The sequence below is a fragment of the Arthrobacter sp. CJ23 genome, from assembly GCF_024741795.1.
In the GTDB taxonomy this organism is placed as follows: domain Bacteria; phylum Actinomycetota; class Actinomycetes; order Actinomycetales; family Micrococcaceae; genus Arthrobacter.
In genome coordinates, this window is record NZ_CP102950.1 from 3,898,037 (window position 1) to 3,912,243 (window position 14,207).

At 67.9% G+C, this 14,207-nt stretch carries 12 protein-coding genes; 7 read left to right on the forward strand and 5 right to left on the reverse strand.

Annotation, left to right across the window (positions count from 1 at the left end):
- The first annotated feature begins 1 nt into the window (after position 1).
- Positions 2-1,474 (forward strand): ADP-ribosylglycohydrolase family protein, encoded by a 1,473-nt coding sequence (locus NVV90_RS17550; protein ID WP_258438524.1) that lies wholly within the window; start codon positions 2-4, stop codon positions 1,472-1,474.
- 90 nt (positions 1,475-1,564) lie between these two features.
- Here the strand turns inward: NVV90_RS17550 and NVV90_RS17555 are convergent, their stop codons facing one another.
- The gene (locus tag NVV90_RS17555; protein ID WP_258438525.1) at positions 1,565-2,332 is read right to left on the reverse strand and encodes a formylglycine-generating enzyme family protein; all 768 of its coding nucleotides are present in this window, start codon (positions 2,330-2,332) and stop codon (positions 1,565-1,567) included.
- 144 nt (positions 2,333-2,476) lie between these two features.
- Here NVV90_RS17555 and NVV90_RS17560 point away from each other — a divergent pair, with 144 nt between their 5' ends.
- On the forward strand, positions 2,477-3,841 hold the full coding sequence (locus tag NVV90_RS17560) for a glutamine synthetase family protein (protein ID WP_258438526.1): 1,365 nt from the start codon (positions 2,477-2,479) through the stop codon (positions 3,839-3,841).
- The gene (locus NVV90_RS17565; protein WP_258438527.1) at positions 3,841-4,983 is read left to right on the forward strand and encodes an amidohydrolase family protein; all 1,143 of its coding nucleotides are present in this window, start codon (positions 3,841-3,843) and stop codon (positions 4,981-4,983) included. The genes NVV90_RS17560 and NVV90_RS17565 overlap by 1 nt, the downstream gene beginning before the upstream one ends.
- 108 nt (positions 4,984-5,091) lie before the next feature.
- Here the strand turns inward: NVV90_RS17565 and NVV90_RS17570 are convergent, their stop codons facing one another.
- Positions 5,092-5,871 (reverse strand): SDR family NAD(P)-dependent oxidoreductase, encoded by a 780-nt coding sequence (locus NVV90_RS17570; RefSeq protein ID WP_258441224.1) that lies wholly within the window; start codon positions 5,869-5,871, stop codon positions 5,092-5,094.
- An 83-nt stretch (positions 5,872-5,954) separates the two neighbouring features.
- Between NVV90_RS17570 and NVV90_RS17575 the strand changes: the two genes are divergently transcribed.
- Together NVV90_RS17575 and NVV90_RS17580 are read left to right on the forward strand one after the other, a co-directional pair.
- Positions 5,955-6,584: a TetR/AcrR family transcriptional regulator gene (locus tag NVV90_RS17575; protein ID WP_258438528.1), complete on the forward strand. Its 630-nt coding sequence runs from the start codon at positions 5,955-5,957 to the stop codon at positions 6,582-6,584.
- Positions 6,585-6,625: 41 nt separating this feature from the next.
- Complete coding sequence (locus NVV90_RS17580; RefSeq protein ID WP_258438529.1) at positions 6,626-6,949, forward strand: hypothetical protein; 324 nt, start codon at positions 6,626-6,628, stop codon at positions 6,947-6,949.
- A 59-nt stretch (positions 6,950-7,008) separates the two neighbouring features.
- Here NVV90_RS17580 and NVV90_RS17585 read toward each other — a convergent pair whose 3' ends face one another.
- From NVV90_RS17585 to NVV90_RS17595, 3 genes are all read right to left on the reverse strand, one after another.
- Positions 7,009-7,896 carry an SDR family oxidoreductase gene (locus NVV90_RS17585; protein WP_258438530.1) on the reverse strand — a complete coding sequence of 296 codons (888 nt, stop codon included), beginning with the start codon at positions 7,894-7,896 and terminating at the stop codon, positions 7,009-7,011.
- Entirely contained in the window at positions 7,889-8,878 is a 990-nt protein-coding gene (locus tag NVV90_RS17590; RefSeq protein ID WP_258438531.1) for a helix-turn-helix transcriptional regulator, read from the reverse strand. Before NVV90_RS17590 ends, NVV90_RS17585 begins: the two co-directional genes overlap by 8 nt.
- A gap of 239 nt (positions 8,879-9,117) precedes the next feature.
- Positions 9,118-10,563 carry an HNH endonuclease signature motif containing protein gene (locus NVV90_RS17595; RefSeq protein ID WP_258438532.1) on the reverse strand — a complete coding sequence of 482 codons (1,446 nt, stop codon included), beginning with the start codon at positions 10,561-10,563 and terminating at the stop codon, positions 9,118-9,120.
- A gap of 252 nt (positions 10,564-10,815) precedes the next feature.
- On the opposite strand from NVV90_RS17595, the gene NVV90_RS17600 reads away from it, so the two are divergent.
- Together NVV90_RS17600 and NVV90_RS17605 are read left to right on the forward strand one after the other, a co-directional pair.
- On the forward strand, positions 10,816-11,367 hold the full coding sequence (locus tag NVV90_RS17600) for a hypothetical protein (RefSeq protein WP_258438533.1): 552 nt from the start codon (positions 10,816-10,818) through the stop codon (positions 11,365-11,367).
- Positions 11,364-14,177 carry an ATP-binding cassette domain-containing protein gene (locus NVV90_RS17605; protein WP_258438534.1) on the forward strand — a complete coding sequence of 938 codons (2,814 nt, stop codon included), beginning with the start codon at positions 11,364-11,366 and terminating at the stop codon, positions 14,175-14,177. Before NVV90_RS17600 ends, NVV90_RS17605 begins: the two co-directional genes overlap by 4 nt.
- Positions 14,178-14,207: the final 30 nt, after the last annotated feature.

Genomic DNA, 14,207 nt, shown 5'->3' on the forward strand with positions numbered 1-14,207 from the left:
AATGACGTCAACATACCGCGATGCCGTCCTCGGCTGCTGGCTCGGCAAGGCGATCGGGGGCACCTTGGGGCAGCCGTTCGAGGGCCTCGACGGCCCCCTTTCCGCGACCTTCTACGATCCCGTGCCCACTGAAATGGTGCCCAACGACGACCTTGACCTCCAGGTCGTCTGGGCATGCGTTCTGTCCGAACAACCGGCGCCGTCCGTTACTTCGGGCGCGTTGGCGCAAGCCTGGACCACGCATGTGGAGTTCCCGTTCAACGAATACGGCATCGCGAAGCGCAACCTGAGGGAAGGCATTGCTCCCCCGCACAGTGGGTCCTTCGACAACTGGTTCACCTGCGGAGAGGGTGCCGCCATCCGCAGCGAACTGTGGGCGTGCCTGGCCCCGGGCGATCCGGAGGCTGCAGCGGAGTACGCCTACCGAGACGCCTGCGTCGATCACGCCGGGGACGGGGTCTTCGCACCGATGTTCCTCGCGGCCATGCAAAGCCAGGCATTCCTCGGCGGCAGCATCGACGCCTTGCTGGACGCCGGCCTCAGCGTGATCCCTGCGGAATCGGGAATCGCCCAGGTAGTCACCGCAACCCGTTCCTGGTTCAAGGAAAACCAGGACTGGCAGCACGTGCGCAGCCAGATCCTGGATCGCTTTGAATCACCGGATTTCACGGATGTCCGGATGAACACCGGATTCGTTGTGCTCGGGCTGCTGGCCGGGGACGGCGACTTCGTACGGTGCATCCTGATCACCTCCAACTGTGGCAAGGACACCGACAGCTCCGCAGCCTCAGTCGGCGCAACCATCGGGATCCTCTCACCCGGTTCGATCCCCGAGGAATGGCTCGCCCCGATCGGGAACCAACTGGTGGTGAGCCCCGGCATCGTCGGCCTCGCCGCGCCGGCCACGATCGACGCCTTCACCGACTTGGTCCTTGAACTCAGGGACCGGCTGCGGTTCGTCGAACGGGAAGAAGCTCCGGCGTGGGACGCCGCACAGAAGACGGTGGAGGTGCAGCAAAGCTGGTCGACCCGTGCGGGCGAACTCGGTGCGCTCAACGACTGGTTCATGCCACCCAGCCACGGCGCGGAACCCATGCCACTGGGGCCATCAACGGCCACGGCCCTCGAAGGAACCTGGGCCAGGATGGCGGCAGAAGACTTCGAGGACGACCTCCTGGTTCTTCGCTACCGCGTGAACACGAACGACGTCGGCCGTGTCCGGGTCATGGTGGCCAGCAACCTCATGGTGCGGGTCTGGTTCGACGGAAGCTGGCTCTTCGGGCGGGACGAGGGCCGCGTGTTTCCGTCGCCCCACATGCCGCACATCAATACGTACGAGGACCTCGATGTCTCGGCCCCATTGCACGATCTGACCGTGGTCCTCCACAGGCCGGAGGCCGGGACCGTGGGCGAATGGATCGTCGGTATCGCGGACGCAGACACCAAGGAATGGATTCCCAACGCGCTCCGATAGGCCCCCGTCATGAATGTCTGCGCGGCCCGTTCCTGACGGGCCGCGCAGGCTTCAGATGCCGACGGCGGTGTTCAGGCGCGGCTCTCCAGTTCAGTCAAACCGCAGCGGCGTCCAGCCGAACGGGATCGGGCCGCGGACCTTGGCCCGATCGCGGTCGGCCTCGTCCGACCAGCCCTGCGCGGCTTTTGCCGTGCGCGGACCGCAGGCGCCGCGCGCCACGCGGAATCCGATATCTTCCAGGACCGCATCCGGCGCGCTGCCCCGCCGCACCGAGGCCCGCACGTTCCACGCCTCGTCGGCCCAGCCACCACCGCGGAAGGATCTGTAGTCCGCGTACCTGGCCGGATCGGCATAGTCCCAGCACCACTCCCAGACGGTGCCCAGCATGTCGTAGGCACCGAAATCATTGGGAGCCTTTTGCGCGACGTCCGTTGGCGCGGCCAGCCCGTCCTTAGCCGTCCAGGCAACCTCTTCCAGCGGACCGTGGTGCGGACCGGACGATCCGGCGCGGCAGGCGTATTCCCACTCGGCCTCCGTGGGCAGTCGGTAGCCGTCGGCCGCCACGTCCCATTCCACCTTGCGGCCGCTCCGCGCGTACGCCGGGGCGAGGCCTTCGGCTTCCGACGCGGCGTTGCACCACTCGATGGCCTCAAACCAAGTGAGGCCGTGCGCCGGGGCATGAGGCGGCCGGCCACGATCGCTGCCACGCTTGAAAGCGGCAAACTCGGCCCACGTCACCGCCGTCCTTCCAATCTGGAAGGCCATGAGAGTCACGGCGTTGGTGCGGCCAGTGCGCGCGTCGCGGAGCTCGATTTCGCCGCCGGGCAGGTTGAGGAGTTGCGGTGGCTTGGTGTCCATGGGAACCAAGCCTAAGGGCCCGGCACAAGCCCCGGCACAAAAGCGGACGACGGCGGGAGGTCCCGCCGTCGTCCGCTCAGCGCTGCCAGGCCGGCACATCTTTCAAACCTTCCCTTGGACGGGGAGGCGCCGCATGATAGGCGCATGACTGAAATCGCATCAGCCGACGAATCCGCTGTTGCCAAGGCCCAGCGCGAGCTCGAAGCCGTCGGCGTGCGCACCGTGATCGGCACGGTGGTGAATGCTTCGGGCATCACACTGGCCAAGAGCGTCCCGTTGGCCCGGCTCAACGCCTTCCACCAATCCGGGATGGGCGCTGCCCCCGTATGGCATGTCTTCACCATCGACGGCGGGATAGCGTTCACGGACAGCATCACCCCCGTTGGCGATATGCGCCTGAAGATCGATATCGCCGGACTCCGTGTGCTGCCGGGCGGCCGGGCATGGGCACCGGGCAGCCTGTTCGAACAGGACGGAGCCGCCTCTCCGGCCTGTGCCCGCGGCCTTCTGGCCGACGTCGACGGCAGCCTCGACGGGGCCGGATACCAGGCACTCGTCGGCCACGAACTTGAATTCTTCCTCGTCGCCCCAGACGGTTCAGCGCTGGAAACCGCACCCTGGGTTCCGTACGGGGCAAGCGGCCTCCTGGACCGATCGGAATTCCTCGATGATCTGCTGTCAGGGCTGAACCGTGCCGGCGTTCCGGTGGAGCAGATCCACGCCGAGTACGGCAGAAACCAGTTCGAGTTTTCCCTTCCCCCCGCTTCGCCGGTTCAGGCCGCGGACACCGTGGTCCTTGCCAAGATCATGGTTGGCATCGTCGCCCGGGCCCGCGGCATGCAGGCCTCGTTCTCCCCGTTGCCCTTTCCCGGCACGGTCGGAAACGGTGCCCACCAGCACTTTTCGCTCCACAAGAACGGCCTGCCGCTGTTCTCCGGCGGCAGCGGGCCGCACGGCATCGGCGCCGAGGGAGGCGCGGCCATTGGAGGAATCATCGCCGGACTCCCAGATATCCAGGGTTTCCTCACGGGATCAATCTTGTCCGGAAGCCGCTTGGCACCCGGCACGTGGTCGGGTGCCTATTTGTGCTGGGGGCTGGAAAACCGGGAAGCCTCCGTGCGCTTTCTGAACGCGGGCAACAGCAATCCGCACGGAGCCAACGTGGAGGTGAAAATCGTCGACCCGTCGGCAAACGTGTATCTGGCGTCCGCATCCATCCTTGCCCTCGCCCTTGACGGCATCCACGGCGGGCGCGGGCTTCCGGCAGAGATCCCGGGTGACCCAGGGCGGCTCTCGGAAGGCGAGCGGCGCCGGGCCAACGTCCGGCTGCTCTCAGGCTCCCCCACCGCCATCATCGACACGCTGGACACGTCACGCCTTGCACGCAGGCTTCTCGGAGACGCCATCGTCGATGCCACGGTGGCCGTCCGGCGCTACGAGCAGCGAACCTGCGCGGAACTCTCGCCGGAAGAGACCGCTGAGCGCTTTCGACTTGCCTGGTCGATCTAATGGCGGGCGGTTCATTCCCGGACTTCGTCGACCAAGTCAGCCTTATTGACCACCACGTGCATGGCGCGTTCCACCTCGACGGTGATGAGGCACGCTTTCAGAACTCGCTCAACGAAGGAAGCACGGAACCACTGGCTCGCCCCGGGGACGCCTACAACACACAAATCGGGCTCGCCATCCGACGCTGGTGCAGCGGCGTTCTTGATTTGCCGCGGCACGCCTCGCCGGCCGACTACTGGAGCCGGCGCTCCGAGCTTGGAGAGCTCGAGGTCAGCCGGCGCATGACCCGCGCTGCTGGCGTGAGCGACTGGCTGATCGATACAGGTCTGGATGCCGCTGACTACCTCGGCAAGGCCGGAATGGCCGAGGTCTCCGGTGGGCGAACCCACGAGGTCGTTCGGCTGGAACTGGTCGCCGAGTCGCTGATCCAGGAGATCGCCAATCCGGCGGATTACGTCGAGGAATTCGGCCAGCGGCTTCACGAACTCACCCGCAGGGCCGTCGGCGTCAAGACAGTTCTCGCCTACCGCGCAGGATTCGAGCAGAATCTCAGCCGACCCACAGCGGCTGCGGTGGTTGAAGCAGCCCGCCGCTGGCAGGAGAATCAGCCCGCTGGCACCAAGCCGAGGCTCACCGATGTGACACTCATTGCCCACGGGATCCACACGGCAGCGCAGATGAAGCTTCCGCTGCAATTCCATGTCGGATTCGGTGACCGCGACCTGGACCTCCACAAGACCAATCCCCTGTACCTCTTGGATTTCCTGCGGTCCCCAGAGGTCCGGGACACACCCATCATGCTGCTCCACTGCTATCCATTCGAGCGCGAAGCCGGCTACTTGGCCCATGCCTTTGAAAACGTCTACATCGATGTAGGGCTTGCCGTGAACTTCACCGGCTCACGGAGCCGGGATCTGGTGGCCCGCTCATTCGAACTGGCTCCCTTCACGAAGATTCTCTACTCCTCCGACGCCTTCGGCCCCGCCGAACTTCACTACCTCGGAGCGAGACTGTGGCGCAACGCAATCACCAAGGTAGTGGGCGGATGGATCGACGACGACGACTGCTCCGAGGCGGACGCCCGCAGGATCGTGCAACTCGTCGCACGCCGCAACGCCCTCCGTGTGTACGCGCTCCCCTGAGCGCCGGCCCGAGATCCCGAGCAAGCAGAACGGACACCGTGCTGAACCCTGCCCAGCGGACGACGGCGGGACCACCCGCCGTCGTCCGCTTGCGTTTGGTGCGGCCCCCTACAGGGCCGACCAGCCGCCGTCGGACGCGAGGATGGCGCCGTTGACATTGGTGCCGTCGTCGCTGAGCAGGAAGGTGATGGAGGCGGCGAGCTGTGCCGCCGTGGCGGGCGTGGGGACGGTGGCCTGCATCAGCGGGCCGAGGCGTTCGGCCGCGAGCTGGGATCCCCAGTTGGCCACGATGCCGGTGATGGTGGGGCCGGGAGCCACGGCGTTGAAGCGCAGGCCCTGGGGCCCGTACATCACGGCCGAGTTCTTGGTCAGGCCGACGACGGCGTGCTTGGACGCGGTGTAGGCGGCGCCGGCGGCGGAACCGCGCAGGCCGGCCTCGGAGGCGACGTTGACCACGGAACCGGTGCCGGCGTGCAGCATCAGCGGCACCACGGCGCGGGTGAGGCGCATGAGGGCGGTGACGTTGATCCGGAAGACGCGGTCCCAGAGCTCGTCGTCCACTTCGTGGATGGGGGCGAAGTTGTCCATGATGCCGGCGACGTTCGCCAGGGCGTCCACGCGCCCGCCGGCGGCAGCGACGACGGCGGCCACGGTCTCTTCCGTGGAGATGTCGCCGGCCACGGGGACCAGGTCCAGTCCGGCGTTCTCGAGAACCAGATCGTCCAGGCGATCCTTGCTGATGTCGGCGGCGATCACGCGGCCGCCTTCCTTGACGATGCGCAGGGCCGTGGCCTGGCCGATGCCGGAGGCGGCGCCGGTGACGATGACCGTCTTGCCGGCAAAGCGGCCGCTGGTGGTGGCTTCCTGCCATGAAGCTTCGTTGCCCATGATGTCCTTCCAGACGTTGAGGTGGGAGATGCCATCCACCTTATGACACTCTGTGTCATTATGAAAGGGTGAATACTGGTGGGATGCCCTCGGATGCTTTGACCACCGCCGTTCCGCGCCCCACCGGGCGCCCGGTGACGATAGATCCCGACGCCGTTGCCGCGATTGCGCTGCGGCTGTTCGCCGAGCGCGGCTACGAGCAGACCTCCATGGAGGACATCGCGCGGGAGGCCGGCATCGGGCGCAAGAGCCTGTACCGCTACTTCGCCAGCAAAGCGGACCTCGTCTGGGGCGGCATGGAGCCGGTGGTCGAGGCCTCCGGACTGGTTTTGGAGTCGGCCCGCACCCATGACACGTCCGACGGCGGCGTCCTGGCGGGGCTGCGCGATGCGGCTATCGCCGGGGTTTTGGTGATTCCGGACCTGGCGGTCACGCGCGGCCGGCTACGGCTGATCGCCGAGCACCCGGAGCTGGCCAGCCGGAGCTACGAGTCCCTGGCGCCGCAGCGGGACAGGGCGCGGGCTTACCTCGTTTCCGCCGGCGTGGCCGAGGACGTCGCAGCGTACTTGTGTGCCGCGTTCATGGGCGTGACGTTCGAGGCGTGGATGCGGTGGGCTGCCGGGACGGACCCGGATCCGGTGCCGTACCTTGAGTCGGCGATCGGGGTGCTGCGGGTGCCAACTCCAGGCGCCCGCACGGACCAGCAGGCATAAGCTGATAACAGCACGTCTCTTCCATCACCGGGGAGGTCATCATGGACGCCGAAACCGCCGATGTGATCGGCCATGATGTCACCACCATCACCTGCGTGTGCGGCAATACCGTCAGCAAGGACGGGTTGATCCAGGCCAATTCAGAAGGTGTCCCGGTCTACGCCGGAAAAGATACCCCGGCCCCCGCGGAGCTGGCGGAGTGGCCTGCGGATGGGGAGCTCTACACCCTCTGCCCCTCGTGCGGCCGCGTGTACCGCGACTCGACCATCGAGGAGACAGGGACAGCGCCCGTCGCGTTCCGGGTCGACGTCACCGCCAGCCCCATTGCCGCGGCCATTCGGGTGCACTGGACCCTCAGCAGCTAGGCAAGAATATGGTCAGCGGACGACGGCGGGACCTCCCGCCGTCGTCCGTTTCCGTTTTGTCAGGCGTCGGCGTAGGCGTAGGCGAGCTTGCTGGAGAGTTCGCGGTGGGCGTCGGCCTGGGCCTGGAGGGCCTTGCCCCGGGTCTCGAAGACGCCCACGGCGTCGGCGCCGGCGGCGAACCGCAGCGGGGGTTCGTCCAGTTCGGCCAGTTGGATCAGCGCGGCGGCGAGCTTGGCCGGGTCGCCGCTCTGCAGGCCGTCCTTGCCTTTCCACGTGGCGACCGTCTGCGCGGTGCGCTCGGCGTAGTCACCGATGGTGGACTCCGCGTAGCTGGTGGATTCCGGGGTGAGCAGCTCGGTGCGGAAGAACCCCGGCTCCACGATCATGGAGCGGATGCCGAACGGTGCTACCTCCGGTGCCAGCGACTCGGCCCAGCCTTCCACCCCGAACTTCGACGCGGCGTATGCGGACAGGAACTCCCCGCCTGCCAGGCCCGCGGTGGAGGAGATGGTGACCACCAGGCCGGAGCACTGGGCGCGCAGGACCGGCAGGGCCGCGCGGGTGACGTTCATGGGTCCGAACATGGTGGTTTCGATCTGTGCCCGGAAGTCCGCGGGGGTGATTTCCTCGAAGAACCCGGCGTAGAAGTTGCCGGCGTTGTTGACCAGGACATCGATCCGGCCGAAGCGGTCCACCGCTGCCTGGATGGCGGCCGTAGCGTCGGCGGGGTCGGTCACGTCGAGCTTGACGGCGAGGAGGTCCTCGTTGTCACCGACGGCCTTGGTGACCTTTTCCGGGTTGCGGCCGGTGGCGACCACGGCGTGGCCGGCGGCGAGGGCTGCCTTCGCAATGTCGGTACCCATGCCGCGGCCGGCGCCGGTGATGAACCAGACCTTCTTGCCGGCCGTGTTGTTGGTTTGTTCCGTGGTGGTGTCTTGTTCAGTCATGGGAGGGTTCTGTCTTTCCTGTGGTGCGCCCTGGCTGCGCGTGGGAGCGCGCGGGGGCAGTGGATCCGCCGGCAGGATCGCCGGAGATGGCTCTTTGAGTGCTTTCTTCGGGAGGCGATGCCGCCCAGCTGGCGAGGAATGCCAGCGCGTTTTCGGAGGCGGAGCCGGGCTCGGCGGTGAAGGTGAACACGATCTGTCCTTCGTCGCCGGGGAGGTCCAACGTTTCGTATTGCAGGGACAGCTCGCCGGCCACCGGGTGGTGGAAGCGCTTGGTTCCCGTGGTGTGGATGCGGACGTCGCGCCCGGCCCAGAGCGCGGCGAACAGGCCGCTGCCCGTGGTGAGCTCGCCGACCAGCTCGTTCAATGCCCGGTCGTGGGGATTCCGGCCCGATTCCAGGCGAAGCATCGCCACCGAGATGGCCGCGATCGAGCTCCAGTCGGGGTAGAAGTCGGCCGCCCGGGGATCGAGGAAGATGTAGCGGGCCTGGTTCGGCAGCCGGCCAGGAACGTCCTGCCCCGACGACTCGGCTGAGTTAAATACCTCCGAGTACAGGGCCCGTCCCAGCAGGTTGGCGGCGAGGACATCGCCGTGGCCGTTCTGCACGATTCCGGCCACTCCGGTCATCCCGTCCAACAGACGCAGCACTCCGGAACGGACGCGCAGCTGCGTTGGCCGCCGGGGCGTCCGGCTTGACGGCGTGTTGGCCGTCCGAGCCAAGTCCATCAGATGTGCCCGCTCTGCCTCGTCCAGCTGAAGGGCAGAGGCCACGGCCTCGAGCACCGAGTCGGAGACGCCGCGGAGGCCGCCGCGTTCCAGCCGCGTGTAGTAGTCCGTGCTCACCCCGGCCAGCTGCGCCACTTCCTCACGGCGCAGTCCCGGCACACGCCGCAGTTCCCCATAACTGGGGATCCCGGCCTGCTCCGGGCTGACCTTCGCACGACGCGAAATCAAGAACTCACGGATCTCTTCTTTTCTGTCCACGGGTTCCAAGGTACGCAGCCCGAACATCCGGCGGCAGTGTCTGTCAGACACCCCCAGCCGGCCGGAGACAGAAGCAGCCACGTAGAAAGAAAACGCACGACGGCGGGACGTCCCGCCGTCGACCGTTTGCGCCTGCGCCCGAACCTTGAGCACATCTACCTTGAGACGGGCACCGAGGGCTGCTCCGCTTATCCAGGCAGGAGAGTTCGCGTGGCACACCACAACAACGGCCACCGTGCTCAGGCGGCGAGATACATCATGGTGGCATGTTCGAGCGGGCTGGCAGCGTGGGGTGTGCAGCCAGCTGGCCAGTGCGGGGGTTCACGGTCCTGTTGTTCGGGTGGGTAGTGCCGGCCGGTGGGTGAAATCCAGCCCGGCGGTGCATTGTGCGTTGCCCGCGCAGGTGTCCAGGCGAATGTGTGTTTAAGTCGGTGGTGTTTGGGGCAGACCTGTCCTAGGTTGCTGACACCGGTGGTCCCGCCGTCCTGCCAGGCCGTCAGGTGATCGTTCTCGTTGTCCAGGGACTGGTTGCTGCAGCCGGGGAAGGTGCAGGCGCCGTCCCGCATCCTGAGCCACCGCTTCAAGGATGCGGGGAGCCGGTAACTGGTCCGGCCGATCTCCAGCGACGCCCCATCCCGCGGGTCAACCAAGACCCGGTAGAACGAGCTGGCACCCTCGGCAACGAGCCTACGCGCGATCGATGCCGGGACCGGCCCGAACCCATCCACCTCCGCGGGCTCATCAGTGAGTCCGAGGAGGGAAAACACGGGGACGGTCACCAGGACGTCGGCCTTGGGAGAGGGCACCTCACCTGGCTGCCGCTTGGCGCTGCCCAGCAGCAGCCCCGCAGCGATGTCAGCCCGGATCTGGGTGAGTGTGCGCGGCTCGTCAGCGCCCTGGAGGCCTCGGCCCAGGGCAGAGGCCCTGTTCCAGACTGCGCAGGCCGTGTCACCGGGAAGGTACAGCGAGATCCAGCCCATGCCGTCCCGGTCCGGGGTATACTCCATTCGCCGGTCCGCCACGCTCTTTGCATGGCGATTCTCCAGGGATTCGGGGTGGTGGCGTTCGCGCCAGGCCCGGACTTTCCGCCGGAACCGGGAGGGCACCAATTCGCCGGGCGTGGCACAGCGGGCGGCGTCCGGCGCCTTCGGACCGAAGAAATGCGATTCCAAGGCCGAAACGGCCGACGGCGGCAGGCCATCGGTTTCGTCGACCACAATCCGGGCGTGTTGCCAGGCGATGGTCCCGGCCTGAAGTGCGTCCAGAGTGGCCGGCAGGGAGGTCGCCAGCGCCTGGGCCTCCCACAAAAGGGCGGATGCGGCGCGTTCGCCGAGGGTGAGTACGCACGCCACTTCTGCCACCAGGGACATCTCCCGCGCCGATGCCTCCTGTGCGCTGGCGGGCGGGGCCTCCAGCGCTGCTGTGGCCTCCGCGTAGGCGGCCAGCAGCCGGATCTTCACCGACGCCGCGGCCGACTCGACCCGCGCCAGTACCTCCAGCCCTTCCAGGCATGCCTCGGAGAACTCCCGCAACGGGTCAGCGTCAGCGGTGTGGTCCGTTTGGTGTGGCAGGGACGAAGGGCAGGCAACAGCGCCGGCAAGCTGAGCGACCAGCCCGGCCACCGACGCGACGGCAGCCGTCACTGCGGCCCTGCCTCCCGCATCGATAACCGCGCCGGTTTCCATAAGCACAGCCTGGCAGAGGGGTCTGACATTTATGCCGCAACCCGTTCCGGCGAAGGCGCGCAGGGAAATCACCTCGCCATTACCGGCAAAACCGTCCTCAGCAGTGACAAAACGCAATCGGACGACGGCGAGTGGGCGCCCGCCGTCGTCCGCTTGCGTTGTGGCGGGCTGACTGTGCTGTGAGAACGCAGTCCCGGCGTCACACAAGTCGACAGCATCCCGATCCGGACATGCACGTCCTACCCTTGACACGTGACTTTGACTAAGATCCGCACCGCCGCCGCGAGCACCCTCGCCGCCGCCGGTCTCCTGTTTACCCTCGCCGCCTGTTCCACGCCGGCCGCCACCCAGCCCACTGGCTCCGCACCGGCGTCGACGGCTTCATCCAGCGCCGCCTCCGGGCCCTGCACCGGCGTGAAGGTCATCGTCGATTCCGGCGCCCTGAAGCAGGCCGCCGCTGATACCTCCGTGTGCGTGCCCGTGGACGCGGCGACTCCCGCTTCCAAGGTGCTCGACGAGGCAAAGGTGAAGACCGAAGGCACCACGCAGTACCCCACCGAACTCGTATGCCGTGTGAACGGTGTGCCGGCCGCGGACTTCGACATCACCCACAAGGCCGGAAAGTACCGGGAAGAATGCGGCAAAACGCCCGCCGCCTTCGCCTACTGGTCCCTCTGGGTTAAGCCAGCAACCGGCGACTGGGCCTACGCGCAGGAAGGCCTCGCCACCCTGCAGGTGAAGCCGGGAGAGAGCCTGGAACTGCTGTTCACGGTGGACGGCGCGCCGGCCGCACCCACGGCATGACCTTTCGACCCGCGCCGTTACGCGCAGCGGCGGCTCTTGCCGTCGTCTTCATCGCGGCGCGGGTCATCTACCGCATCCTTTTCAATGGGGCGGGCCTTGGCGAACCGCTTCTGCTCGACCTGCCGGCCGTTCGGCTGCCGGCCCCGTACGCGCATGTGGTCTTCCTCGGTCCGGTCACGGGACAGGGCCTGTGGGCCGCGGTGGTGTCCGCCCTGCCGATTGCCGGGATCTTCCTCGCTTTCGGCCTGCTCAACGCCTGGGTGGACGTGGCCCGCGGCTTCGTGCACCTGGCCCGACGCGGGCCCATGCAGGGCCTGGCCCGGACGCTCGTGGTGGCCTGGGCGGCACTCCCGGCGCTCGCCGACGCCGTGACCTCCGTACGCTTGGCCTTTCGCTTGCGGGGCGAACGCTTCGGACCCCGCGCGCTGGTGCCCGTGCTCGAGCGCACCCTTGAGCACGCGAGCCGCGTTGCCGCGGCCCTGGAACTGCGCGGCTTCGGGAGCCGGGCGGCATTCCAACCCGGTAGCAGTACCGAAGCGCCGGTCCTCATCCGGGGCGCACAATTCCGCATCGGTGACGCCCAGGTTCGCGTCGCAGCGTTCACGCCGCCCAGCGGGTCCGTCACGGTCATCACCGGGACGACGGGCTCCGGCAAGTCCACCATCCTGCGAGGCATCGCCGGCCTCCTCTCGCACGTTGACGGTGGACAAATTTCCGGCACCGTGCGCGTCGCCGGCACGGACCGTGCCACGATGCCGCCGCGCGATACCGCCGGCCTCGTCGGCGTCGTCCTGCAGAATCCCCGCGCCGCGTTCGCCAGCACCCGGGTCCGGGACGAAATCTCCCTCGCCCTGGAGCTGCGCGGCATGGCATCCGCCACCGCCAAGGCCCGGGTCCTGGAACTCGCAGAGCGCGTCGGGGTCTCGGCACTGCTGGACCGGAACATCAGCACCCTCTCGGCGGGTGAGGCAACGCTCGTGGCCATCGCCGCCGCGGTGGTGGACCACCCGGCCGTGCTCCTGGTGGATGAGCCCCTGGCTGACCTTGATCCCGCCGCCCGCGTACGCGTCATTGCCGTGCTCAACGCCCTCGCCCGCGATGCCGGTGTCTGTGTCATCGTGGCGGAGCACCGGGCGGAAGCACTCGTGCCGGTTGCCGACTTCTGGTGGACCATCGACGATGGCGCCCTGATGCCGGGCGCCGCGCCATCCGCTTCCCCGACGGTTGCGCATCCAACGCCGGCAGAGCCAGCTGACCTCGCGCCAGTGCTGACGGCAACAAACCTTGCGGTGCACCGCAAGGGCACGGCACTCGTGCAAGACGCATCCCTGACCCTGCACCGCGGTGAGATGGTGGCCCTAGTGGGACCGAACGGGGCCGGGAAGTCGTCCCTCCTGGTGGCGCTCGCGCTCGGCGAAGGAACAGTTATTGGAGGAACGCTCGACGGCGGCCGGGTCGCCCTCGTCCCGGACGCCTCGGACGACCTGTTCACCAGGGATACCGTCGCGGGAGAGCTCCGCGCGTCCGAGCGGCGACAGGCCCGCCGCAAGAACGGCGGGCAGCCTGCGCCCGGCTCCGCGGCGTCACACCTGGCCCGTCTGCGGGGCGACGTCCGGATTCCCATTGGACAGGAGCATCCCCGGGACCTCTCTGCAGGCGAGCGCAGGATCCTTGCCATCGCGCTGCAGACCTTGGACGATCCCCAGGTGCTCCTGATCGACGAGCCCACCCGCGGACTCGATCCTGCGGCGCGCACGGCAGTCTCGTCGGCGCTGCGGGCAGCCGCGGACGACGGCGCGGCGGTCCTGATCGCCACACACGACCTCGACTTTGCCCATAGCCTCGGCGCCCGGATCCTCCCGATGCGTGACGGCGTCGCGCCTTCATCGGCACCGGAAGCCGCCCCGGAAGAGGCCACCGCACCATCCAAAGCGGCCCAGTCCACAGCGGCCCAAGCCATCCCAGCATCCCGGTTCACCGAGCGAACGCCAGACATCCCAGCCACAAAGCCCCGCCGCATCCGGATGCCGCGGGGCGTCGAGCTCGCAGTCCTTGCGGCCGCAAACGTCGTGGCCTTCGCAGCATTCTGCTGGCCGCTGCTTGCCGCGGCGCTCCCGGAGGATGCCGCCGCAGCACTCCCCTATGCGGCGCTGGCCATTGCGCCGCTCGCCGTCATCGCCGTCGTCGTGTCGCTGGACGGTTCGGTGAGCTCCGCACACACGGTGGCGTTGCTCGGCGTCCTGGCCGCCGTCGGTTCCGCGGTGCGGGTGGCGAGCACCGGCGTCGGGGGCGTGGAGGCAGTCTTCATCCTGCTGATCCTGGCCGGCCGGGCCTTCGGTGCCCGCTTCGGCATGCTCCTCGGCGCCGCCACCATCGCGCTCTCCAGCGCCTTGTGGGGTGGCATCGGGCCCTGGACACCGTTCCAGATCTTCGCCTGCGCCTGGGTGGGCGCGGGCGCGGGCCTGCTCCCCCGGCGGGTGCGGGGCAAGGCCGAACTGTGGATGCTGTGCGGCTACGGGATCCTGGCGTCATACCTGTTCGGCCTGCTGACCAACCTGTGGTTCTGGCCCTTCGCGGTGGGCGCCGGCACCGGCATCTCCTACATGCCCGGTGCGCCGCTGGCCACGAACCTCAGCAGCTTCCTGCTCTACTCGCTGGTGACCTCGACGGCGGGGTGGGACACCCTGCGTGCCGTCACCACGATCGTCGGAATCGCTGTGGTGGGGCGGGCCATTCTCGCAGCGCTCCGGCGGGTGAAGCCGGTCTCCGGCGCTGGCGGACGTGCGGGCGGGCAGGCCGCGCAGACCTAACCCTGCTCAGGACAGGGACCGGCTTCAAAT

Bases quoted from the DNA above. Each gene is read 5' to 3' on its own strand.
- NVV90_RS17560 (WP_258438526.1), top strand. From the start codon at position 2,477: ATGACTGAAATCGCATCAGCCGACGAATCCGCTGTTGCCAAGGCCCAG.
- NVV90_RS17580 (WP_258438529.1), top strand. From the start codon at position 6,626: ATGGACGCCGAAACCGCCGATGTGATCGGCCATGATGTCACCACCATC.
- NVV90_RS17550 (WP_258438524.1), top strand. From the start codon at position 2: ATGACGTCAACATACCGCGATGCCGTCCTCGGCTGCTGGCTCGGCAAG.
- NVV90_RS17575 (WP_258438528.1), top strand. From the start codon at position 5,955: ATGCCCTCGGATGCTTTGACCACCGCCGTTCCGCGCCCCACCGGGCGC.
- NVV90_RS17570 (WP_258441224.1), bottom strand. From the start codon at position 5,871: ATGGGCAACGAAGCTTCATGGCAGGAAGCCACCACCAGCGGCCGCTTT.
- NVV90_RS17555 (WP_258438525.1), bottom strand. From the start codon at position 2,332: ATGGACACCAAGCCACCGCAACTCCTCAACCTGCCCGGCGGCGAAATC.
- NVV90_RS17585 (WP_258438530.1), bottom strand. From the start codon at position 7,896: ATGACTGAACAAGACACCACCACGGAACAAACCAACAACACGGCCGGC.
- NVV90_RS17605 (WP_258438534.1), top strand. From the start codon at position 11,364: ATGACCTTTCGACCCGCGCCGTTACGCGCAGCGGCGGCTCTTGCCGTC.
- NVV90_RS17565 (WP_258438527.1), top strand. From the start codon at position 3,841: ATGGCGGGCGGTTCATTCCCGGACTTCGTCGACCAAGTCAGCCTTATT.
- NVV90_RS17595 (WP_258438532.1), bottom strand. From the start codon at position 10,563: ATGGAAACCGGCGCGGTTATCGATGCGGGAGGCAGGGCCGCAGTGACG.